This window comes from Ruegeria sp. BG10, from assembly GCF_056538575.1.
Window position 1 is genome coordinate 111,442 of record NZ_JBQFTI010000006.1, and the last position, 20,270, is coordinate 131,711.

At 62.8% G+C, this 20,270-nt stretch carries 20 protein-coding genes; 15 read left to right on the forward strand and 5 right to left on the reverse strand.

Annotated elements, in window-relative coordinates; genetic code table 11:
• Window positions 1-3: 3 nt before the first annotated feature.
• From ACR0D8_RS19135 to rarD, 7 genes are all read left to right on the forward strand, one after another.
• A complete protein-coding gene (locus ACR0D8_RS19135) occupies window positions 4-2,451 on the forward strand; it encodes a GcvT family protein (RefSeq protein ID WP_480648920.1) in 2,448 nt (815 codons plus the stop codon).
• 18 nt (window positions 2,452-2,469) lie between these two features.
• Window positions 2,470-2,946, forward strand: coding sequence for a cupin domain-containing protein (locus ACR0D8_RS19140; RefSeq protein WP_480648922.1), 477 nt, complete (start codon window positions 2,470-2,472; stop codon window positions 2,944-2,946).
• Window positions 2,947-2,956: 10 nt separating this feature from the next.
• Entirely contained in the window at window positions 2,957-4,009 is a 1,053-nt protein-coding gene (locus ACR0D8_RS19145; protein ID WP_480648924.1) for an alcohol dehydrogenase catalytic domain-containing protein, read from the forward strand.
• A 12-nt stretch (window positions 4,010-4,021) separates the two neighbouring features.
• Window positions 4,022-4,915: a homocysteine S-methyltransferase family protein gene (locus tag ACR0D8_RS19150; RefSeq protein WP_480648926.1), complete on the forward strand. Its 894-nt coding sequence runs from the start codon at window positions 4,022-4,024 to the stop codon at window positions 4,913-4,915.
• A 10-nt stretch (window positions 4,916-4,925) separates the two neighbouring features.
• A complete protein-coding gene (locus ACR0D8_RS19155) occupies window positions 4,926-5,906 on the forward strand; it encodes a GlxA family transcriptional regulator (protein ID WP_480648928.1) in 981 nt (326 codons plus the stop codon).
• Window positions 5,907-5,996: 90 nt separating this feature from the next.
• The gene (locus ACR0D8_RS19160; RefSeq protein WP_480648930.1) at window positions 5,997-8,450 is read left to right on the forward strand and encodes a GcvT family protein; all 2,454 of its coding nucleotides are present in this window, start codon (window positions 5,997-5,999) and stop codon (window positions 8,448-8,450) included.
• A 161-nt stretch (window positions 8,451-8,611) separates the two neighbouring features.
• Entirely contained in the window at window positions 8,612-9,517 is a 906-nt protein-coding gene (rarD, locus tag ACR0D8_RS19165; protein ID WP_480648932.1) for an EamA family transporter RarD, read from the forward strand.
• Here the strand turns inward: rarD and ACR0D8_RS19170 are convergent.
• Both ACR0D8_RS19170 and ACR0D8_RS19175 read right to left on the reverse strand, forming a co-directional pair.
• Window positions 9,508-10,218 (reverse strand): SGNH/GDSL hydrolase family protein, encoded by a 711-nt coding sequence (locus ACR0D8_RS19170; RefSeq protein WP_480648934.1) that lies wholly within the window; start codon window positions 10,216-10,218, stop codon window positions 9,508-9,510. The two genes, rarD and ACR0D8_RS19170, sit on opposite strands and share 10 nt — an antisense overlap.
• 2 nt (window positions 10,219-10,220) lie before the next feature.
• Entirely contained in the window at window positions 10,221-10,631 is a 411-nt protein-coding gene (locus tag ACR0D8_RS19175) for a nuclear transport factor 2 family protein (protein WP_480648936.1), read from the reverse strand.
• A gap of 96 nt (window positions 10,632-10,727) precedes the next feature.
• Here ACR0D8_RS19175 and ACR0D8_RS19180 point away from each other — a divergent pair, with 96 nt between their 5' ends.
• Window positions 10,728-11,381, forward strand: a complete 654-nt coding sequence (locus ACR0D8_RS19180) for an RluA family pseudouridine synthase (protein ID WP_480648938.1) — start codon at window positions 10,728-10,730, stop codon at window positions 11,379-11,381.
• Here ACR0D8_RS19180 and ACR0D8_RS19185 read toward each other — a convergent pair.
• The gene (locus ACR0D8_RS19185; protein WP_475157663.1) at window positions 11,378-11,563 is read right to left on the reverse strand and encodes a hypothetical protein; all 186 of its coding nucleotides are present in this window, start codon (window positions 11,561-11,563) and stop codon (window positions 11,378-11,380) included. The two genes, ACR0D8_RS19180 and ACR0D8_RS19185, sit on opposite strands and share 4 nt — an antisense overlap.
• A 103-nt stretch (window positions 11,564-11,666) precedes the next feature.
• On the opposite strand from ACR0D8_RS19185, the gene ACR0D8_RS19190 reads away from it, so the two are divergent.
• The 4 genes from ACR0D8_RS19190 to ACR0D8_RS19205 all read left to right on the forward strand — a co-directional run bounded on the left by ACR0D8_RS19190 (window position 11,667) and on the right by ACR0D8_RS19205 (window position 14,656).
• Window positions 11,667-12,359 (forward strand): helix-turn-helix transcriptional regulator, encoded by a 693-nt coding sequence (locus ACR0D8_RS19190; RefSeq protein ID WP_480648940.1) that lies wholly within the window; start codon window positions 11,667-11,669, stop codon window positions 12,357-12,359.
• Window positions 12,360-12,477: 118 nt separating this feature from the next.
• A complete protein-coding gene (locus tag ACR0D8_RS19195; protein WP_480648942.1) occupies window positions 12,478-13,149 on the forward strand; it encodes a YiaD family glycine zipper/OmpA-like lipoprotein in 672 nt (223 codons plus the stop codon).
• Between the two features lie 116 nt (window positions 13,150-13,265).
• Entirely contained in the window at window positions 13,266-13,808 is a 543-nt protein-coding gene (locus ACR0D8_RS19200) for an NADPH-dependent FMN reductase (RefSeq protein ID WP_480648944.1), read from the forward strand.
• A gap of 47 nt (window positions 13,809-13,855) precedes the next feature.
• A complete protein-coding gene (locus ACR0D8_RS19205; protein ID WP_480648946.1) occupies window positions 13,856-14,656 on the forward strand; it encodes an HTD2 family dehydratase in 801 nt (266 codons plus the stop codon).
• Here ACR0D8_RS19205 and ACR0D8_RS19210 read toward each other — a convergent pair.
• Window positions 14,648-15,688 carry an NAD(P)/FAD-dependent oxidoreductase gene (locus ACR0D8_RS19210; RefSeq protein ID WP_480648948.1) on the reverse strand — a complete coding sequence of 347 codons (1,041 nt, stop codon included), beginning with the start codon at window positions 15,686-15,688 and terminating at the stop codon, window positions 14,648-14,650. The genes ACR0D8_RS19205 and ACR0D8_RS19210 overlap by 9 nt on opposite strands.
• A 49-nt stretch (window positions 15,689-15,737) precedes the next feature.
• On the opposite strand from ACR0D8_RS19210, the gene mnmC2 reads away from it, so the two are divergent.
• On the forward strand, window positions 15,738-16,403 hold the full coding sequence (gene mnmC2, locus ACR0D8_RS19215) for a tRNA (5-methylaminomethyl-2-thiouridine)(34)-methyltransferase MnmC2 (RefSeq protein ID WP_480648950.1): 666 nt from the start codon (window positions 15,738-15,740) through the stop codon (window positions 16,401-16,403).
• Entirely contained in the window at window positions 16,400-17,269 is an 870-nt protein-coding gene (locus ACR0D8_RS19220) for a DMT family transporter (protein ID WP_480648952.1), read from the forward strand. Before mnmC2 ends, ACR0D8_RS19220 begins: the two co-directional genes overlap by 4 nt.
• Here the strand turns inward: ACR0D8_RS19220 and ACR0D8_RS19225 are convergent.
• Window positions 17,243-19,207 carry a lytic transglycosylase domain-containing protein gene (locus ACR0D8_RS19225; protein WP_480648954.1) on the reverse strand — a complete coding sequence of 655 codons (1,965 nt, stop codon included), beginning with the start codon at window positions 19,205-19,207 and terminating at the stop codon, window positions 17,243-17,245. The two genes, ACR0D8_RS19220 and ACR0D8_RS19225, sit on opposite strands and share 27 nt — an antisense overlap.
• Before the next feature lie 132 nt (window positions 19,208-19,339).
• On the opposite strand from ACR0D8_RS19225, the gene dapA reads away from it, so the two are divergent.
• Window positions 19,340-20,212: a 4-hydroxy-tetrahydrodipicolinate synthase gene (gene dapA, locus ACR0D8_RS19230; protein WP_480648956.1), complete on the forward strand. Its 873-nt coding sequence runs from the start codon at window positions 19,340-19,342 to the stop codon at window positions 20,210-20,212.
• The last annotated feature ends 58 nt before the right edge of the window (window positions 20,213-20,270 follow it).

The window sequence follows — 20,270 nt, forward strand, 5'->3', positions numbered from 1 at the left end:
CAGATGAGCGATTTTCCGACAAAAGCCCGCGTGGTTATCATCGGTGGCGGCGTGGTGGGGGCCTCTTCGCTGTACCACCTTGCCAAGAAGGGCTGGACCGATTGCATCCTGCTGGAAAAGAACGAACTGACCGCCGGTTCGACATGGCACGCAGCGGGCAACGTGCCGACTTTCTCGACCTCCTGGGCGATCATGAACATGCAGCGCTATTCGACCGAGCTCTATGCACGGCTGGGGGATGAGGTCGATTACCCGATGAACTACCATGTCTCGGGTTCGATCCGGCTGGCGCATAACAAAGAACGAATGCAGGAGTTCGAGCGCGCCTGTTCCATGGGCCGCTATCAGGGCATCCCGATGGAGATGTGGACCCCGGAAGAAGCCAGGGAACGTTATCCGTTTCTGGAAACCCACGATCTGGAAGGGGTGCTTTACGATCCCACCGACGGCGATATCGACCCGGCACAGCTGACGCAGGCGCTGGCCAAGGGCGCGCGCGATCTGGGGCAGAAGATCCTGCGCTTTACCCCGGCCACCGGTGTGACCCAGCACGACGACGGCACCTGGACCGTGCATACTGAAAAAGGCGACATCGCCTGTGACTATGTGGTGAATGCCGCCGGGTATTATGCCCAGCGCGTCGGGGAATGGTTCAAGCCCTTTGGTGGCCGCACCGTGCCTGCGATGGTGATGAGCCATCAATACCTGCTGACCGACGAAATCCCCGAGATCGAGGCATGGTCCAAGGAACACGGCGGCAAGCTGCCGCTGCTGCGCGACGTTGATGTCTCCTATTACCTGCGGCAGGAGAAGAATGGCTTCAACCTCGGCCCGTATGAGCCCAACTGCAAGGGCCACTGGATGACCGAGGACGACCCGATGCCCGAGGATTTCAGCTTCCAGCTGTGGAACGACGATCTGGACCGGATCGAGGATATCGTCACCGACGCGATGGAGCGGGTGCCGCTGATGGCAACCTCGGGCGTGGGCCGGGTGATCAACGGTCCGATCCCCTATGCGCCGGATGGTCTGCCGCTGATTGGCCCGATGCCCGGTGTGAAAAACGCATTCGAGGCGCACACCTTCACTTTCGGCATCGCGCAGGGTGGCGGGGCTGGCAAAGTGCTGGCTGAATGGATCGTCGATGGCGCGACCGAGTGGGATATGTGGGCCGTCGATCCCCGCCGCTATACCGATTACACCGATCAGGATTACTGCAATCAGAAGGGCATGGAAGTGTACGGCAACGAATACGCCATGCACTTCCCGCACCATGAATGGCCCGCCGCACGCGATAAGAAGCTGTCGCCTGTCCATGAAAAGGTCAAAGCGCAGGGCGGTGTGATGGGTGCTTACAACGGATGGGAGCGCGCCAACTGGTTCGCCAAGCCGGGTGATGACACCTCGCTTGAGGCGACCCATACCTGGGGGCGTTCCGGCCCGTGGGAACAGCGTATCCAGGAGGAATGCGAGGCCGTGCGCGACCATTGCGGTGTACTCGATCTGCCGGGCTTCTCGCGCTTTATCGTCAAGGGCGAAGGCGCGGCAGAGGCGCTGCGCGGCCTTGCGACCGGCGGTTTGCCGAAAGTTGGCCGGATGAACCTGATCTATGTCTCAGACGACCGTGGCCGCATCCTGACGGAAATGTCCTGCATCCGTCTGGGCGAGGATGAATTCATCATGATCACCGCCGCAACCGCGCAATGGCATGACCGCGACATTCTGGTGAACGCGATGCCCGCCGGTGTTTCGGTCGAGGATGTGACCACCACGCGCGACACGCTGATCGTCACCGGTCCGAAATCGCGTGAGATCCTGTCGGGACTGACCGATGCCGATCTGACCGCCGGGTGGCTGACTCACCAGTCCGCCACCGTTGCGGGCCAGCCCGCCTTTCTGATCCGCGTTTCCTTCGCTGGAGAACTGGGATGGGAGGTTCATGCCCTGAACGAACATATGCCTGCGATTTATGACGCGATCATCGACGCCGGGGCAACACCGTTTGGGATGTATGCGCTGAATTCACTGCGCATCGAGAAAGGCTATCGCGCCTGGAAGGGCGACCTGTCGACCGACTACTCGCTACTGGAAGGCGGGCTGGAGCGGTTCGTCAAATTGGACAAGCAGCAGGACTTCCCCGGCAAGGCTGCAATTCTAAATGAAAAGCAGCAGGGCGTGAAAAAGGCTTTTGTCACCATGACGGTGGAGGCTGGTGACTGCGACGCGCCCTATATGTCCTGCATCTGGCAGAATGGCGAGATCGTGGGTGAAACCACCTCGGGCGCGTGGGGCTACCGCGTCGGGAAATCCATCGCGCTGGGCATGATCAAGGCCGAACTTGCCAACCCCGGCACTGAGCTTGAAGTGGAAATCTACGGCCAAAAGTGCCGCGCTGTGGTAGAGCAGGATCAGCCGCTCTGGGATCCCGAGAACGAGCGGTTGCGCGCTTAACTTCTCACGGAGACTGCCATGAGCAAACGATACGCCAAATTGGGGCCCGGTGAGGGTCCCAACTATGACTGGGAAAACGACCATACCTTTGTGAAGGTTTCCGGTCAGGACACCGCCGGCGCATACACGCTCATGGAAGACAATCTGAAGGCCAGCTTTGCACTTGGCCTTCATCGCCACGATAGCCATGCCGAGACCTTCTATTTTCTCGAAGGCGCGGTGGATTTCTATGTCGATGGCGATTGGCATCGCTGCACGACGGGTACGACAATGCATGTGCCGCCCGGTGTACCCCACGCCTGTCGTGTGGCCGAAGGCGCACCCGCCAGAATGTTGATGATCTTTCAGCCCTCGGGGTTTGACGGTTTTCTTGCCGAACTGGCAACGATGGATGAGGCAGACTTCGCGAATGAGGCGAAGATGGCCGAGCTGAACGCCCGTTATGACATTGTGCCGATGGGGCCGGTTCCAGCCCGTCCGGATGATCAGAATTAAAGGGGCGTAAATGGCTGTTCCTGCAACCATGTCTGGCGTTTACCTGACCGGCCACGGCGGGCCGGAGGTGCTGGAGTGGCGCGAGGATATTCCGGTGCCAGAACCAGGGCCGGGACAGGTTCTGGTTCGCGTGGCGGCGGCGGGGGTCAACAACACCGACATCAACACGCGCGTCGGCTGGTATTCTTCGGATGTGACCGGTGCGACGGGTGATGTCGATCAGGATGTCGACGCCGGTGGCTGGGGCGGCGCACTGAAATTTCCACGCATTCAGGGCGGTGATCTGTGCGGCATTGTGGAATCCGCCGGACCCCGAACCGGGTTTCGGCCGGGACAGCGCGTGACATGCCCGATCAACCTGCCGCGCCCGCGGCCGGGAAACCCGTCCGGCTTCGTCGCGCTGGGTTCGGAACTGGACGGGGCGTTTGCCCAGTACTGTCTGGTCGAGGCTGATGATCTTTACGATGTGTCGTCCTCGCCCCTGTCGGATGTGGAAATCGCCGCCATCCCCTGCGCCTTCGGCACCGCTGAAAACCTGCTGACCCGCGCAGGTGTGACATCTGGCCAAAAGGTTCTTGTCACGGGCGCGTCCGGGGGTGTCGGGCTTGCCGCCGTGCAACTGGCGAACCTGCGCGGCGCGACGGTCTGGGGGGTAACCAGCCCGGCCAAATCCGATGTGGTGATTGGGCAGGGTGCGACCGCCACCTTTGACCGCAACGCCCCGTTGCCGGCCGATATGTTCGATGTGGTGATCGATGTTGTGGGCGGCCCCGCTTGGCCGGGGCTGATCCTGGCGCTGAAACCTGGCGGCTACTATGCCGTCTCGGGCGCGATTGCCGGCCCAATCGTTCAGGCCGACCTGCGCGACATCTACCTGCGTGACATCACCATCCACGGCTGCACCCATCAGAGCCTTGACGTGTTCGGACGGCTGGTCGAGTTGATGAATGCGGGCTGGATCAGGCCGCTGATCTCGAAATCCTACGCGTTGAGGGACATTGCGACCGCGCAGGAGGATTTTCAATCGAAGGCATTTCCGGGGAAACTCGTGCTGATACCCTGAGGAGGCTGGAACATGGCAGATATTATACTTCTGGATGGCTCCGTCGGGCAGGAACTGGTCAGGCGCAGCGGCAAGAAGCCGACCCCACTGTGGTCGACTCAGGTGATGATCGACCACCCGGAACTGGTGGGCGACGTGCATGACGAATATTTCCGCCGCGGCGCGACCATTGCGACAACGAACACCTATGCCGTGCACCGCTCGCGGCTTGAGCGTGTGGGCATGGAGGACCGGCTTGCCGATCTGGTCGATGCGGCCCTGTCGCAGGCGGAACGGGCGCGTCTGGCTTCCGGCGGCCGGATCGCGGGGGCGCTTGGCCCGTTGCTGGCGACATACCGCCCCGACCTGAACCCGGATGTGGAGGAAGCGGCCGGGAAGTTTGCCGAACTCGCGCGCCTGATGGCGGACCGGATCGACCTGTTTCTGATTGAAACCGTGTCTTCGGTGCAGGAGGCCGAAGGCGCACTCCGGGGAACGGCTACAGAGGACAAACCCATATGGCTGGCGCTGTCTGTGATGGATGACGATGGCACCCGCCTGCGCTCGGGCGAGCCTTTGTCCGATATCGCGCTGGTGGTCGATCGCTTCACACCCGAGGCCGTTCTGATCAATTGCACCCGCCCCGAGGCCGTCGAACCCGCGCTGCAAATCATAGCGACGCTTGGGCGGCCTTTCGGGGCCTATGCCAACGGATTTACCGAAATCTCGCACGGGTTTCTCGAAGACGCGCCAACCGTCGACGCGTTGCAGCAGCGTCAGGATATGGGGCCAGAGGTCTATGCCGATCATGCGATGGCCTGGGTCGCGCAAGGGGCAACGATTGTCGGCGGATGCTGCGAGGTCGGACCGGATCACATCGAAGCACTGGCCAACCGGCTGCGCACGGCCGGTCACCGGATCGTCTGAGGGGATGGGTATGCACAAAGGGCGAAACCTGGAAACCCCTTCAGACAAGGCGCAAGTTCACTTCGATATCGTTGTCGCGCCCGGCTACGTATTGCTGGAACTGGCGTCGCTGGTCGAAGTGTTGCGTCTGACCAACCGGGTTTGCCCGCATCCGCCCTTTACCTACACCTACCGGTCGCTCAAAGGCGGCCCGGTCAACAGCAGCAGCGACGCGTTGATTCAGACCGAGCCTGTTTCACGCAACCCGCGCGCCGACTATCTGTTCGTGATCGGCAATTCTGACCCCGATCACCCCGACCTGTCGCTGGGCCGGGTGGTGTCCGACTATACATTTCGGGGCGCGCAAGTCTTTCTGCTGGCCGAGGCGGCCAGCCGTTACATCGACGAACATGGCACGGCCGATATGGCAACTCATTGGGAAAACGCGTCTTTCCTGCGCGAACGCGGCGCACGGTTCGAGGCCAAGCTGTCGATTGCAACACAGCAGGGGGCGGTGGTGACCTGCGCGGGGATGGAGGCAACGACCGATGTGGCGCTGTCGGTGATCGGGCGTCATGTCTCGGGCCCGGCCAAGATGACGGTCGCCGATATCATGCTGCACGAAAACATCCGCGACTTCTCCTCGATGCAGCCGTTTTCCGGCGCACAGCTGACGGCGACGGGGGATGCCAAGCTGGACCAGTGCATCAAGCTGATGCAGGCCAATATCGAAGACCCGCTGCCGATTCACCAGATCGTCGAGGCCCTGCATCTGTCGAACCGGTCTCTGGAGCGTAAGTTCAAGACGTTCTTCGGAACCACACCCAACGGGTTCTATCGCGAGATGCGGCTGGCCAAAGCCAACAACCTGTTGCTGAACACCACAATGAGCGTCCGCGAAATCGGTCTGGCCTGCGGTTTTCCCAACGGGTTTTCCTCGGTCTACAAAAGTTTCTTCGGCGTCACGCCCTTTGTTCTGAGGCGGGAAAAGCGGGCGTCTTCACATCGGTGATTTTTGCGGATGCCCTGACGTTTTTGGCGCATTTGTTGTCGATCTTCCGTGGCAATTTGGCGCAAAACCTGACACAGCGGAGATTTCAGGATGGTTGATCTTCCCAGCAAGGCCCGAGTGGTCATCATCGGCGGCGGCGTCATCGGATGCTCGGTCGCCTATCACCTGACCAAGAAGGGTTGGAAAGATGTCGTGCTGCTGGAGCGCAAGCAACTGACCAGCGGCACCACTTGGCACGCGGCGGGCCTGATTGCGCAGCTGCGTGCGACGGCGAACATGACCAAGCTGGCGAAATACAGTCAGGAACTTTATGGCTCGCTTGAAGAAGAAACAGGCGTAGCCACCGGGTTCAAGCGCTGCGGCTCGATCACCGTGGCCCTGACCGACGAACGCAGGGAAGAGATCTATCGCCAGGCCGCGATGGCGCGCGCCTTTGGGGTCGAGGTGGAAGAGATTTCCAATGAGCGGGTGCACGAGCTGTATCCGCACCTGAACGTCGACGGCGTCAAGGGCGCCGTTTATCTGCCGCTCGACGGGCAGGGTGATCCGGCAAATATCGCACTGGCGCTGGCCAAGGGTGCCCGACAGCGCGGTGGTATCGCCAAGGAACGGGTGAAAGTTACCGACATCGTCAAACAGGGCCGGAAGGTGACCGGCGTGGACTGGGTTGCCGATGACGGCAGTGCTTCAGGCCATATTGAATGCGACATGGTCGTCAACTGTGCCGGCATGTGGGGGCACGAGGTCGGCCGGATGGCCGGTGTGAACGTGCCGCTGCACGCCTGTGAGCACTTCTACATCGTCACCGAAGGCATTGACGGGCTGACCCAACTGCCGGTGCTGCGCGTGCCGGACGAATGCGCCTACTACAAGGAAGACGCGGGTAAAATCCTGTTGGGGGCATTTGAGCCGAACGCCAAGCCTTGGGCGATGAATGGCATCCCGGACAGTTTCGAGTTCGACCAGTTGCCCGAAGATTTCGACCATTTCGAGCCGATCCTCGAGGCGGCGGTGAACCGGATGCCGATGCTGGCCGAAGCCGGTATCCACACCTTCTTCAACGGGCCTGAATCCTTCACCCCCGACGATGCCTACCATCTGGGTCTGGCGCCTGAGATGGACAATGTCTGGGTCGCGGCGGGGTTCAACTCGATCGGAATCCAGTCGGCAGGTGGCGCGGGCATGGCGCTGGCCGAGTGGATGGACACGGGCGAGAAGCCCTTCGATCTGGGCGATGTGGACATCAGCCGGATGCAGCCTTTTCAGGGCAACAAGCAGTACCTCTTCGAACGGTCCAAAGAGACGCTGGGCCTACTCTATGCCGACCACTACCCTTATCGTCAGAAGGCCACCGCGCGCGGTGTGCGCCGGACGCCGTTCCACCACCACCTGCTGGAACAGGGCGCGGTCATGGGTGAACTGGCCGGGTGGGAGCGCGCCAACTGGTTCGCCAACGAAGGGCAGGAGCGCGAATACCAGTATAGCTGGAAACGCCAGAACTGGTTCGAGAACTCGGCTGCTGAACACCGCGCCGTGCGCGAGAATGTCGGCATGTATGACATGTCGTCCTTCGGCAAGATCCGGGTTGAAGGCCCCGATGCCGAAGCGTTCATGAACTATATCGGCGGCGGCGATTATTCGGTGCCGGAGGGCAAGATCGTCTATACCCAGTTCCTCAATCGCGCGGGTGGGATCGAGGCGGACGTGACCGTCACCCGCCTATCCGAAACCGCCTATCTGGTCGTCACCCCCGCCGCCACTCGGCTGGCCGATCAGACCTGGATGCAGCGCCATGTGGGTGATTTCCGCGTCGTTATCACCGACGTGACCGCGGGCGAAGGCGTGCTGGCCGTGATGGGCCCGAATGCGCGCGCGCTGCTGGAAAAGGTCTCTCCGGCGGATTTCTCGAACGCCTCTAACCCGTTCGGCACCGCGCAACAGATCGAGATCGGCATGGGCCTCGCCCGCGCCCATCGCGTGACTTATGTGGGCGAACTGGGCTGGGAGGTCTATGTCTCCTCGGAAATGGCCGGACACGTGTTCGAAACGCTGCATGCGGCGGGTCAGGACATGGGGCTCAAGCTCTGCGGCATGCACATGATGGACAGTTGCCGAATCGAAAAGGGTTTCCGCCATTTCGGCCACGACATCACCTGCGAGGATCACGTCGTTGACGCGGGCCTTGGCTTTGCGGTCAAGACCGACAAGGGTTGCGATTTCATCGGACGCGAGGCGGTGATCGCGCGGAAAGAGAGCGGGCCAAAGTCGCGCCTGGTCCAGTTCCGGCTGACCGATCCGGAACCGCTGCTGTTCCACAATGAACCCATTGTGCGCGACGGCGAATATGTGGGCTACCTGAGCTCAGGCAATTACGGGCACACGCTGGGCGGCGCGATTGGCATGGGTTACGTGCCCTGCGCCGGAGAAAAACCCGCCGATGTGCTGGGTTCGACTTACGAGATCGACGTGTGCGGCGTGAAGGTCCGGGCCGAGGCGTCGCTGAAGCCGATGTATGATCCGAAATCCGAACGCGTTAAGGTCTGATCCAATTGCCGGGGCGCCAAAGCGCCCCGGCTCTGTCTTCAACGGGGACAGATGCAGAGCGTGACATATCAGAAATCCTGATACCGCACTTCACAGTTTTCGCAGTTCCCTACCCGGTCGGATTTGCCGTAAAGAAAAGCGGTATCAGCCGGAGACCCGCTATGGCAGACGTAAACACATCCGCGCAGAATGCGGACACTCCGAAAGGGCTGGCTCTGGCGGTCACTGCCTATGTGCTATGGGGGTTCCTGCCGCTTTACATGAAGGCGATGGCCCATATCGGACCGGTCGAGATCGTGGCCCATCGGATCATCTGGTCGGTGCCGGTGGCAGGCTTGTTGTTGATCGCCCTTGGCCGCACGCGCGACCTGAAGGCGGCGCTGCGGAACCCGCGGATGCTGGGCATGGCCTGCCTGACCGCAGCGCTGATTTCGGTGAACTGGGCGATCTATGTCTGGGCGATTGCCAGCGGCAACGCGCTGGATGCGGCACTGGGTTACTACATAAACCCGCTGTTCAGCATCGCGCTGGGCGCGGTTCTGCTGCGAGAGCCGCTGAACAGAACCCAGTTGGTTGCCGTTGGTCTGGCCGCGGCAGGGGTGCTGGTTCTGGTGTTTGAGGCCGGAAGCCTGCCCTGGGCGGCGCTGGGGCTGATGGTCAGCTGGGGGTTTTATGCTTTCTTCAAGCGGTCGCTGCCCATCGGGCCCAATCAGGGGTTTCTGCTTGAGGTTCTGATCCTGCTGATCCCCGCGCTGGCTTATGTCACCTGGCTGGGCGCGCAGGGCACCGGGCATTTCGGGCTGGCGGCCCAGGACACTCTGCTGCTGGCCGGTGCCGGGATCGTGACGGCCATTCCGCTGCTGGTCTATGCCAACGGGGCCAAGCTGGTGCGGCTGTCGACGATGGGGATACTGCAATACATCGCGCCGACCATGATTTTCATCACCGCCATCACCGTATTCGGCGAAGAGATCGACCGCGGCCGCATGGTTGCGTTCCCGCTGATCTGGGCGGCCCTTGTGGTGTATTCGATCCCGATGATCCGGCAGATGCGGGCTCAGGCTTGACGCAGCAGGCGGGCGGCCTGATCGGCCCAGATAGCATAGGTTTTCGGGCTGGGGTGATACCCGTCCGGCGCGGCAAGCGCGGGGTCGTCCGGCAGGTTGAGCGTCAGGTGACGCGCCTGCGGGAACTGGGAAACGACCTGTCGCAGCCCGCTGTCCAGACGCGCGGCCTGCTGCCCCAGCACCCAGGCCAGCGGTTGCGGCAGCGCCGGAAACCTGCCCATCTGCGGCACGCAGGTGACAACGACCCGCCGAACCCCCAGCGATCCGGTCAGCAGGGACAGCAGCCGGGTTTGCCTGTCGATGAATTTCCGGCGGGTGACGCCGCGGGTGACATCATTGACGCCCAGCGCCGTGACCGCCATGTCAAACCGGCCCTCCAGCTTGCTCAGCCGGTCGATCGTGTCCTTCGTTGTGTGGCCCGTCACCGCTTCGAGAAGCCATTCAACTGTATAGTGTTTTCCCAGCGCGCGAACGAGTTGCCCAGCAAGCGCCTGCGCCTGTGTGCCCGCGCCGACCCCGGCCGCGGAACTGTCGCCGGCGATCAGCAGACGCCGCCCGGGTCCGCGCCCGTCGCGCCCGTTGCGCGGGCCGGTCGGCTCGGGCAGCAGTTGTGCGTTGCGGCGCACCGAAAGACCCTGCGCCGCCAGAACCGGCAGCAGGGGCAGGCGCAATATCTGATCGGCGGCGATCGGGGCGGGCATGATCAGCTCAGCGCGTTTTTGAATTCCAGAAATCGTGCGTCGGTCATTACCCGCGCCATCATCGCCTCGCGCAGGGCGCCGATGGTCTTGTAGGGGCGCATGACAACCTCGAACTCTTGGATAAGGCCAGCGTCGTTCAGGGTGATCAGGTCGACGCCCACCGCATCCAGATCACCGACCTTGCACTGGAACTCCAGCGCCCAGTCCTTGCTGTCGCCCATGATCCGGCGGTATCGGAAATCCGAGAAGACCTGACCGACATGCCCCAGCACCGCCGCCACGGGCGCGCGCCCGGTCCAGGTGCTGTAATAGGTCGGCGGCGAAAACCGCACATCTTCGGCCAGCAATTCGTGGATCAGGCTTTCATCGCCCTTGGCGACAACTTCTTGCATGCGCGCGATTGTGGGATGCATGGTTTCTCCTCGGCTTTGGTCCAAGATTTGCTGAACTGTTCCGTTCAGGCAAGGCCGACGTTGCGGGAGGTTGCGCCGTGCGGTAGGCAGGCGCGCATGAGCGAAACCTATGATCCCCCGACAACGCCCCTGGACGTGCTGCACGAAGACGCGCAGTTGATTGTGGTGAACAAGCCGTCTGGCCTGTTGTCCGTACCGGGGCGGGGCGCGCATCTAGCGGATTGCCTGCTGTCCCGCGTACAGGCGGCGTTTCCGCAGGCCCTGTTGGTGCATCGGCTGGATCGGGACACATCCGGCGTCATGGTATTTGCCCAGACGCCGCATGCGCAGCGGCATCTGAGCATGCAGTTCGAGAACCGCCAGACGCGGAAAACCTATCTTGCACGGGTCTGGGGAACGCTTGAGCCGAAAACCGGGACCGTCGATTTGCCGCTGATCGTGGATTGGCCGAACCGACCGCGTCAGATGGTGTGTCACGAAACCGGCAAACCTGCTATCACCGACTGGCGCGTGGTCAAGCATGAAGGCGAAACCACCCGTGTTCGCCTGTTTCCCAAGACGGGTCGGTCGCATCAGTTGCGCGTGCACATGAAGGCGCTGGGCCACCCGATACTTGGCGACCCTTTTTACGCCGAAGGTGCGGCGCGGGATTTCCCGCGCCTGATGCTGCATTCCGAGGAACTGCGGCTGAAAAGCCCCGAGGGCGGCGTTTCGATGAAATTCCGCGCCCCGGCGGATTTCTGCGCTTAGGCGGTACTGGTCCAGAACATTTTCAGATTGCCCAGTGAAAACCGTTTCATCCTTTTGCGCGGGGCGCAGGGCTGTCGGGCGGCCATGATCTCGCGCTCGATTTCAAAGGCGCGCAGGGTGTGATCCTGCGACCAGCGATCCAGTTTCAGTGTCATCATTACGTGATTGTCGCGGCTTGGCATGTGAATTCTCCTGTCTGCTGGGGCTCAACCTGACGCATCACTGCTGACACCACCCTGTCAGTGGGGTGTGCTAGAGTGTCAGCAGATCATCCCGGAGACCCCCATGCGCCGCTCGACCCGCCTGTTCGAAATCATCCAGATCCTGCGTGCCGCCGAAGCACCGGTGACGGCCGAGATGCTGGCCGACAAGCTCGAAGTGTCCGCGCGCACGGTCTACAGAGACATCGCCGCCCTTCAGGCGCAGCGAACCCCGATCGAGGGCGAAGCAGGCGTTGGGTATCTGATGCGGCGCGGCTATGACCTGCCGCCGCTGAATTTCGATGCCGAAGAGGTCGAGGCCCTTTGGGTCGGCCTGTCCATGCTGGCGCGCACCGGTGACAGCACACTGCAACAGGCTGCCGACCGGGTGTGCCGCAAAATCGATGCGCTGCGTGCGCCGGCCGATTGGTTGCAGGTCGCGCCATGGGGCGCGCCGATGGACGACCCGGCCAAGGGCTGCGTGCCTGTCGTGAATTATCGCGAAGCCATTCGCGACGAACGCAAGATTCGCATCACCTATGTCAATTCCGGCGGCGAGCGGACCGAGCGGATCGTGCGGCCCGTCGCGCTGATCTATCACATCGAATGCACGATGCTGGCGGCGTGGTGCGAACTGCGGAACGGGTTTCGCCATTTCCGCACGGACCGCGTCTGGGCCTGCGACCTGACGGACGAGCATTTTTGCGGGCAGGGTCAGCCATTGCGGGCGATCTGGCAGGAACAGAACCACTGGGACGCATCCTCGGGCGCCCATTGAACGGCAGTAAATTGCCGACTTCACCGGATTGTTGCTTGTGACTGCGTGCAACCGGCGCGATAAACTGTGCCTAACAAAGCGTACCCGGTGAACGGGTGCCTGAGCAGAAGGTAAGTCCATGACGATTTCCAAGTTTGTTTTATCCGCCGGGTTGTGTTCGGCCATGGTTTTGGGGGCCTGTACGGACCCCGGCACGCTGAACCTGCCTGCCGATCCCAACCAGAACACCAAGCAAGGCGCGATTCTGGGCGGTCTGGTCGGGGCTGGCGTTGGCGCGATTGCCAATGATTCCGACCCGTTGCTGGGTGCGCTGGCCGGGGGTGCCATCGGCGCAGCCGGGGGCGGCCTGATCGGCAACCAGCTGGACCGCCAGGCGGCCGAACTGCGTCAGCAACTGGCCAATGACGGCATCACCATCGTCAATGCCGGGGATCGTCTGATCGTTACCGTGCCAAACGACATCACCTTTGACACCGACAGCTCGACCGTGCGTCCGCCACTGCGGGCCGATCTGGTGCGGGTGGGCCAGAACCTGGTGCGCTATCCCAACTCGAACGTTCAGGTCATCGGGCATACCGACAGCGATGGCGAGGCGTCCTATAACCAGGCTCTGTCCGAACGTCGTGCCCGGTCGGTGGCGGATATCCTGCAGGCCAACGGTGTGAACGGCGCGCGGATCACCACTATCGGGCTGGGCGAAAACCGGCCCGCCGCATCGAACCTGACACCCGCGGGCAAGGCGCAAAACCGCCGGGTCGATATCGAGATCATCCCCAGCGGACGCACATAAAATGTCGGGGGGCGCCTGCAGGTGCCCCTTAATGCACATTGACCGTGCGTCACCTGGGCTTTGGCGGACGCACGACTTGGGCTAGCTATTGGGAACCATCATGACGGAGTTCCCAGATGTCCGAACCGATCCTTCTGAGCCTGTCGGGCTCGTTGCGCCAAAATGCCACCAACCGAAAGTTGCTGCGCGAGGCGGCGCGGTTGTTCGACCCCGGCACCCATATCGAGGCCGATCTGAACCTGCCGCTCTATGACGGAGACCTTGAGGAATCCGAGGGCGTTCCCCAGGCGGTGCAGGTGCTGGCCGATCAGATCGCGCAGGCGCATGCGGTGATCATCTCCACACCGGAGTACAACAAAGGCCCATCGGGCGTTCTGAAGAACGCGTTGGATTGGGTCAGCCGGACCAGCGGCCGACCCTGGGCGGACAAGCCCGTTGCCGTGATGTCGGCCGCTGCGGGACGTGCCGGTGGCGAGCGGGCGCAGATGGTCTTGCGCGGCTATATGGTGCCGTTCCAGCCGCGCATTCTGCAAGGACCCGAGATCCATCTGGCCAGCAGTTCGAACGAGTTTGACGATGACGGCAAACTGATCAGCGAACGCTATGAGACTGCGTTGAATACCCTGATGCAGAAACTGCGGTCAGAGGCGGGCTTCTGACCGCAGCGTGTGCTTGCCCCGACGGGGCGGGCTGCTACGCTGCCGCCATGGCAGAAGAAATCCAGACCGACGTGATGGACCCGGCCCGTGCGGCCGCATTTGAAACCGCGCTGGGGCGCGACGTGACGATTGCGGCAGGTGTGCCGCTGCCGCCGTTTTTTCACCAATTGTATTTCTGGTCGCCACGCGCGCCGGGCGATCTGGGCCGTGATGGTCATCCCAATGTCGGCGGTGGCCTGATCCCCGACTTGGGCCTGCCGCGCCGGATGTGGGCCGGGGGCCGGTTGAAGTTTCACGCGCCGATGATCGCAGGGACCAGTGCCCGGCGAATATCCGTTCTGGAAAGCGCGGTGTCGAAAACCGGGCGCAGCGGGCCGCTGGGGTTTGTCATGCTGCGCCACGAATTCCGACAGGGCCAGACACTGTGCCTGACTGAGTGTCAGGATCTGGTCTACCGACAGGACCCCTCAGCCGATGAGGTCAAACCCGAACCGCCTTTGGCCCCGACGGATGAAACGGACAGGCGCGAGACTGCGTTCGATTCCACCCTGCTGTTTCGCTATTCGGCACTGACGTTCAACGGTCACCGTATCCACTATGACCTCGACTATGCACGCGATGTCGAAGGCTATGCCGGGCTGGTTGTGCACGGCCCGCTGCTGGCGCAACATCTGATGCTGTTTGCCGAGGACCTGATGGGACCGCTGGAACAGTTCTCGTTCCGTGCATCCTCACCTTTGATGCATTTCGAAACGGCAACCCTGTGTCGCAAGGGCAAGGCGATGTGGGTGCGCGGCCCGGACGGGCGGCAATGCATGGCGGCCGAGGCCGAACCGCGCTCAGAGTGACGCTTCGGGCCGGAACGCGTCCGGAATGGCGTCGCGCCCGTCCAGAACCAGATCAGCCATGACCTTGGCCACTTTGGGCGCCATGCCAAAGCCGATCTTGAAGCCGCCATTGGCGATGAACTGACCCTTGTGCAGCGGATGCGCGCCCAGCATCGGCGCGCGGCTCTTGCTGCGGGGGCGTACGCCAGCCCACCTTTCGATCACTTCCGCACCGTGCAGCAGGGGAACAGCCTGCATGGCGCGGTCCAGCACGTCATCCAGGGCGGTGTCGGTGCTGGTCGGGTCGTCGTAGTCACGCTCTGACGTCGACCCGATCGCCAGCGTGCCGTCGGCATGGGGAACGATGTGAACGGCATCTGCAAAAAGCTGCGGGACTTCGCCCGCATCGAACCGAAGCAGCGCGGCCTGCCCCTTGACACCATTGCCCACCGTTCTGCCAAACGCTGCGCTAAGTTCCTGCAACCCGGCGAGCCCCGTCGCGTGGATGACCCGCCCCTTGTCCGCTGCCTCGGTCTGAACCCCGACCCCCATCACCGCCAGCGCGGAGACCAGAGCGGCACAGGCTCGGCGCGGGTGCATCCGCGCGCTCAGCGTGTCGTGGATCACGAAGCCGGTCGGGCTGGGCGGGCACCACGCGCCGATTTCGGCGGTTTCGACAACCCGCCAGTCGGCCCGCCCCTGCCACAGTTCTGCCGCCGAAACCGCACGTGCACGCGCCAGCGCCAGCGCGGCTGAATCCGGGATGGGCTGCAGTCGGCCCAGACGCGCATATCCGGGCGAGACGCCGCCGGTGGTCTCGACCTGTTTCCAGAACGGCTCGGCCAGGATCAGACTGTCGAACTGAAACGCTTTCTTGGCATTCCAGTTCTCGGGCACATGCGGGGCCAGCGCGCCGACCAGCCCGCCACTGGACCCTGAACCGGGACCAAAGGGATCGACGACCTGCACCTTTGCGCCGCGCCGGGCGCAGGTCCAGGCGATGGACAGGCCGAATATCCCCGCGCCGCGCACCGTCACATCGACCATTGCCATTCCCCTTTTCCTTGTTCAGTGTCGCGCCGCTTAGCTACAGGATTCCCCGATGGCAGACCAGCGTGCCGAACTGACATGGACCGAGGATCAGATTCCGGTCTCGGATCGTTTCGACGACCCGTATTACTCGTTGCAGAACGGGTTGGAGGAAACGCGGCACGTATTTCTGGCGGGCAACGATTTGCCGGCGCGGTTCGCACCGGGTTTTCACATTGCCGAGCTGGGTTTTGGCACCGGTCTGAACATGCTGACCGTGTGGTCCGAATGGGAGAAATCCGGCCAGACCGCGCCCCTGTCCTTCACCAGCTTCGAGGCTTTTTCGATGGCGCCTGCGGATATGTCCCGCGCGCTGGCCGCCTTTCCCGAGCTTGCCCAGTGGAGCGCGCGTTTCCTTGACAGCTGGCGGGGCGGAACCTGCGATCTGGGCACCTTGCGGCTGGAGGTGGTCGAAGGCGACGCCCGCCAGACCTTGCACAGGTGGGCCGGCGCTGCGGACGCGTGGTTTCTCGACGGTTTCTCTCCGGCGAAGAACCCGGAACTGTGGGGGGGCGATCTGATGCAGCAGGTTGCGGATCATACGGTCAGGGGGGGAACAGCGGCCACCTATACCGCCGCCGGTTTCGTGCGGCGCGGGCTGGAAGAGGCGGGGTTTACCGTCACCCGCGCGCCCGGTTATGGCCGCAAACGCCATATGACCCGGGCGGTCAAACCATGACTCAGCAAAACAACGCGCGGGCGGGGATCGGCCTGATGATCGCGGCGACCATCGTCTTTGCGCTGCAGGACGGTATCTCTCGCCATCTGGCCGGGACGTATAACACCTATATGGTGGTGATGATCCGCTATTGGTTCTTTGCGGCGTTTGTCATCGCGCTGGCCGCGCGTGCGCCCGGGGGCCTGAGGGCCGCGACGCGAACCAGCCAACTGGGGTTGCAGGTGTTTCGCGGCATATTGCTGGCGGCAGAGATCTGTGTTGCTGTTTTCGCCTTCACGGTCTTGGGCCTGATCGACACGATGGCGGTGTTCATTTGCTATCCGCTGCTGGTCGCCGCGCTCAGCGGGCCGGTTCTGGGTGAGCAGGTCGGATGGCGGCGCTGGTCGGCCATCGGGGTCGGTTGCATCGGGGTTCTCGTCATCCTGCAACCGGGGGTCGGCGTCTTTAACCCATGGGCCATCATTCCGCTGATTTCCGCACTGATGTTCGCGCTTTATGGGTTGCTGACCCGCTATGCGGCCCGCAAAGACAGTGCGGCGACCAGCTTTTTCTGGACCGGTGTCGCCGGGGCCGTTGCCATGACACTGGTCGGGATGTGGTTCTGGGAGCCGATGGCGCGCGCGGACTGGGCCTGGATGGCGTTGCTCTGCGTCAGCGGCGTTCTGGGCCATTGGCTGCTGATCAAATGCTATGAAATGGCCGAGGCTAGCGCCGTACAGCCCTTCGCCTATTTCCACCTGGTCTGGAGCGCGATCCTGGGCATTTCGATCTTTGGGGAATCGCTGCGCCCCGAGGTCGTGATAGGCGCAGCCCTGGTTGTGGCCGCCGGGCTGTTCACCCTATGGCGCGAAAGACGCCAGGGTTGACCCGACCAGCTCCTGCGAGAACGGGATCGGCAGTGCAGGCTGACCCAGCCGTGCGCGATAGACCGGCAGGCTTTCCGCCACCCGCATCACATAGTTGCGGGTCTCGCTGAACGGGATCATCTCGATCCAGTCGACCATGTCGATCTCACCTGCGCGCGGATCGCCGTACCGGTCCATCCACGAAATCGGCCGGCGTGGCCCGGCATTGTACCCGGCGGCCATCATCACGATATTGCCGTTGAAATCGGCCGCCAGACCGGACAGGTAATTGGCGCCCAGTTTGGCGTTATACTGCCAGTCCGAGGTCAGCTTGATCGTCTTGTGACCGCTGAGAATGCCCAGTTCCTTGGCCACCAGTTTGGCGGTGGCCGGCATCACCTGCATCAACCCGCGCGCACCCGCGCCGCTGATCACCACCGGGTCGAACTCGCTTTCGCGGCGGGCGATGGCCAGCGTCATCTCTTTAGCCATGGGCAGGCCGATATCGGCCACTGGGTGCACCGGGTAATAGGCGGCGGGCAGGACGATGCCGGTTGTCGCCGCGCGTTTGGCGATCATCACCGCCAGATGCGGCTCTTTCAGTTCGATCACCAGATCGCCCAGCTGCGTCGCCTGCACCTGATCCAGCTCTTCGACCAGATGCGTCAGGAACCGCTCGGACAGGTTGTCCTCACCCGCACGCAACAGCAGCAACCCGGCCTCCAGCACGCTGGACTCGGCAAAATCGGCCTGTTTCCAATGCGGCGCGCGCCGGGGATTCGCCAGTTCACCGTCAAAGGGCCGCCCGATCCGTTCGGCTGCCAGCAGCCCATAGAACGAGGTCTGGTAATCCGCGCCCATCGCATAAGCCTCATGGGCTTTTTCCGCGTCGCCCAGCGCGGCATAGGCCCGACCCAGCCAATAGCCGCCGCGCCCTTTGGAAATCGGCGACTGCACCGCGCCCGAGAAGTTCTGGAAATGCCGGACAGCGGTGGCCGGATCGTTCAGCCTGCGCAGGGCCAGAAACCCGGCCAGCCATTCCAGATCGGCATAGCCATAGCCCATTTCCGGCGTCATGTGGTGGTTGGCAGCGATCGCATAGGCGCGGTTTGCATCGCCATTGCGCATCTCAAGCCGGGCCAGACGGCGGCGGCCTTCGGCCCATTTGTCCGGCTCACCCAGCGCATCGGGCCCGGTGGACCGCGCCAGCATCAGGTCGATGGCACTGTCGTCCAGTTCCTTCCTGTCGCGCCAGACGAACCGGTCGAAGGCGAGGCCGGGCGAGTCGGCCAGAGATTTCGGAACCGCCGCAACCTTGCCGTCGACACCGGGCTGGCGTTTTTGCAGGGCGATCCGTGCTTCGGCCAGCTTGCGCTGATCGGTGCCGACCAGCGGCAGCATCTGTCCGGCGCTGATCAGGTGATTGTCCCACAGCATCCGGTCCAGCCGGGCCGCGTGATGGGGTTTCAGCAAATTGCCGAAGTTTTCAAGGTAATCCTTTTGCAGACCCGACCCCATCGGCATCGTGCGCCAGGCGGTGACGATATCCGCCTCGGCATCGCCGGGCCGCCCCCTGGCCTTCAGGGCGACAGCATGGTTCAGCGCGCCCTCGGCGGTTTGCGGCGGTGCGTCGGCGTAAAATCTCAGCACGCGATCAGGATCGGCGCCGGTAAAGGCCGGCTCGCTTTTGCGCCGCAGCCAGGCCAGACCGGGCCAGTCCGGACGACGGTCCAGAAACACCAGCACATCGCCGGAACTGCCAAACCCTTCGCGCAGCCAGTGCCAGACGATGATGTCGCGGGACACCGACCCGCGCGCGCCCGACTTGCGCAGCGCGGCGTTCCAGTCGCCCTTGCGCATCTCGCTCATACCGGCACGCAGATCACCGACCGCGTCGGCCTGCGCCTGTGTGAAAAACCCCAGAAACACCGCTATCAAAAGCGCCCGAACGCGTGTCATCCCTTGCATTTCCCAACCAACCAAGGATAGAGCCAATCAGGATAAACCTTGCACCGCCGGGATCAACTCACAAAGCCCAAATCGGGATGGTCTGTGGCGAAAAAATTACCACTGCACTCTAAGGAGCGTGCCATGTTCAAAGGCTCTATGCCAGCCCTCGTCACCCCGTTCAGCAACGGCGAGTTGGACCTGGACACGCTCAAACATCTGGTGGAATGGCAGATTCAGGTAGGATCGACCGGGCTGGTCCCCGTCGGCACCACCGGCGAAAGCCCGACCCTGAGCCATGAAGAGCACGAGACTGTCGTCGAAGAAGTCGTCAAAGCGGCTGCCGGGCGGGTGCCGGTCATCGCCGGAGCCGGGTCCAACAACACCGTCGAGGCGATCCGCTTTGTGCGATTCGCCCAAAAGGTCGGGGCGGACGCCGCGCTGGTTGTGACGCCCTATTACAACAAGCCGACCCAAAAGGGTTTGGTGACCCATTTTCGCGCGCTCCACGACTGCGCCGATATTCCGATCATCATCTACAATATTCCCGGCCGGTCGGTCATCGACATGACGCCCGCGACCATGGGCGAACTTGCAAAGCTGCCGCGCATCGTCGGTGTCAAGGACGCCACGGGCGATCTGGCCCGGGTCAGCCAGCAACGCGCGGCCTGCGGTGCCGATTTCTGCCAGCTATCGGGCGAAGACGCGACTGCGCTGGGCTTCAACGCCCATGGCGGCGTGGGCTGTATCTCGGTTACTGCAAATGTCGCGCCGAAACTGTGCGCCGAATTCCAGCAGGCCACATTGACGGGCGACTACGCCAAGGCGCTTGAGTACCAGGATCGCCTGATGCCGCTGCACGAAGCGATCTTTATCGAACCGGGTCTGGTCGGTGCCAAATACGCGCTCAGCAAACTGGGTCTGTGCAGCCCCGAAGTCCGCTCGCCCCTGACCACGCTGGACAGCGGCACCAAGGACGCTATCGATGCAGCGATGGCCCATGCTGGCCTGATCTGAACCGGAACCGATCTTCGGCCGGGCGCTGCCCGGTCCGTTCCGGAATCCGGCTTCATCT

What these genes read in the sequence shown, in the direction of transcription:
- ACR0D8_RS19135 (WP_480648920.1), top strand. Translation starts at nt 4, where the DNA reads ATGAGCGATTTTCCGACAAAAGCCCGCGTGGTTATCATCGGTGGCGGC.
- ACR0D8_RS19140 (WP_480648922.1), top strand. Translation starts at nt 2,470, where the DNA reads ATGAGCAAACGATACGCCAAATTGGGGCCCGGTGAGGGTCCCAACTAT.
- ACR0D8_RS19145 (WP_480648924.1), top strand. Translation starts at nt 2,957, where the DNA reads ATGGCTGTTCCTGCAACCATGTCTGGCGTTTACCTGACCGGCCACGGC.
- ACR0D8_RS19150 (WP_480648926.1), top strand. Translation starts at nt 4,022, where the DNA reads ATGGCAGATATTATACTTCTGGATGGCTCCGTCGGGCAGGAACTGGTC.
- ACR0D8_RS19155 (WP_480648928.1), top strand. Translation starts at nt 4,926, where the DNA reads ATGCACAAAGGGCGAAACCTGGAAACCCCTTCAGACAAGGCGCAAGTT.
- ACR0D8_RS19160 (WP_480648930.1), top strand. Translation starts at nt 5,997, where the DNA reads ATGGTTGATCTTCCCAGCAAGGCCCGAGTGGTCATCATCGGCGGCGGC.
- rarD (WP_480648932.1), top strand. Translation starts at nt 8,612, where the DNA reads ATGGCAGACGTAAACACATCCGCGCAGAATGCGGACACTCCGAAAGGG.
- ACR0D8_RS19170 (WP_480648934.1), bottom strand. Translation starts at nt 10,218, where the DNA reads ATGCCCGCCCCGATCGCCGCCGATCAGATATTGCGCCTGCCCCTGCTG.
- ACR0D8_RS19175 (WP_480648936.1), bottom strand. Translation starts at nt 10,631, where the DNA reads ATGCATCCCACAATCGCGCGCATGCAAGAAGTTGTCGCCAAGGGCGAT.
- ACR0D8_RS19180 (WP_480648938.1), top strand. Translation starts at nt 10,728, where the DNA reads ATGAGCGAAACCTATGATCCCCCGACAACGCCCCTGGACGTGCTGCAC.
- ACR0D8_RS19185 (WP_475157663.1), bottom strand. Translation starts at nt 11,563, where the DNA reads ATGCCAAGCCGCGACAATCACGTAATGATGACACTGAAACTGGATCGC.
- ACR0D8_RS19190 (WP_480648940.1), top strand. Translation starts at nt 11,667, where the DNA reads ATGCGCCGCTCGACCCGCCTGTTCGAAATCATCCAGATCCTGCGTGCC.
- ACR0D8_RS19195 (WP_480648942.1), top strand. Translation starts at nt 12,478, where the DNA reads ATGACGATTTCCAAGTTTGTTTTATCCGCCGGGTTGTGTTCGGCCATG.
- ACR0D8_RS19200 (WP_480648944.1), top strand. Translation starts at nt 13,266, where the DNA reads ATGTCCGAACCGATCCTTCTGAGCCTGTCGGGCTCGTTGCGCCAAAAT.
- ACR0D8_RS19205 (WP_480648946.1), top strand. Translation starts at nt 13,856, where the DNA reads ATGGCAGAAGAAATCCAGACCGACGTGATGGACCCGGCCCGTGCGGCC.
- ACR0D8_RS19210 (WP_480648948.1), bottom strand. Translation starts at nt 15,688, where the DNA reads ATGGCAATGGTCGATGTGACGGTGCGCGGCGCGGGGATATTCGGCCTG.
- mnmC2 (WP_480648950.1), top strand. Translation starts at nt 15,738, where the DNA reads ATGGCAGACCAGCGTGCCGAACTGACATGGACCGAGGATCAGATTCCG.
- ACR0D8_RS19220 (WP_480648952.1), top strand. Translation starts at nt 16,400, where the DNA reads ATGACTCAGCAAAACAACGCGCGGGCGGGGATCGGCCTGATGATCGCG.
- ACR0D8_RS19225 (WP_480648954.1), bottom strand. Translation starts at nt 19,207, where the DNA reads ATGACACGCGTTCGGGCGCTTTTGATAGCGGTGTTTCTGGGGTTTTTC.
- dapA (WP_480648956.1), top strand. Translation starts at nt 19,340, where the DNA reads ATGTTCAAAGGCTCTATGCCAGCCCTCGTCACCCCGTTCAGCAACGGC.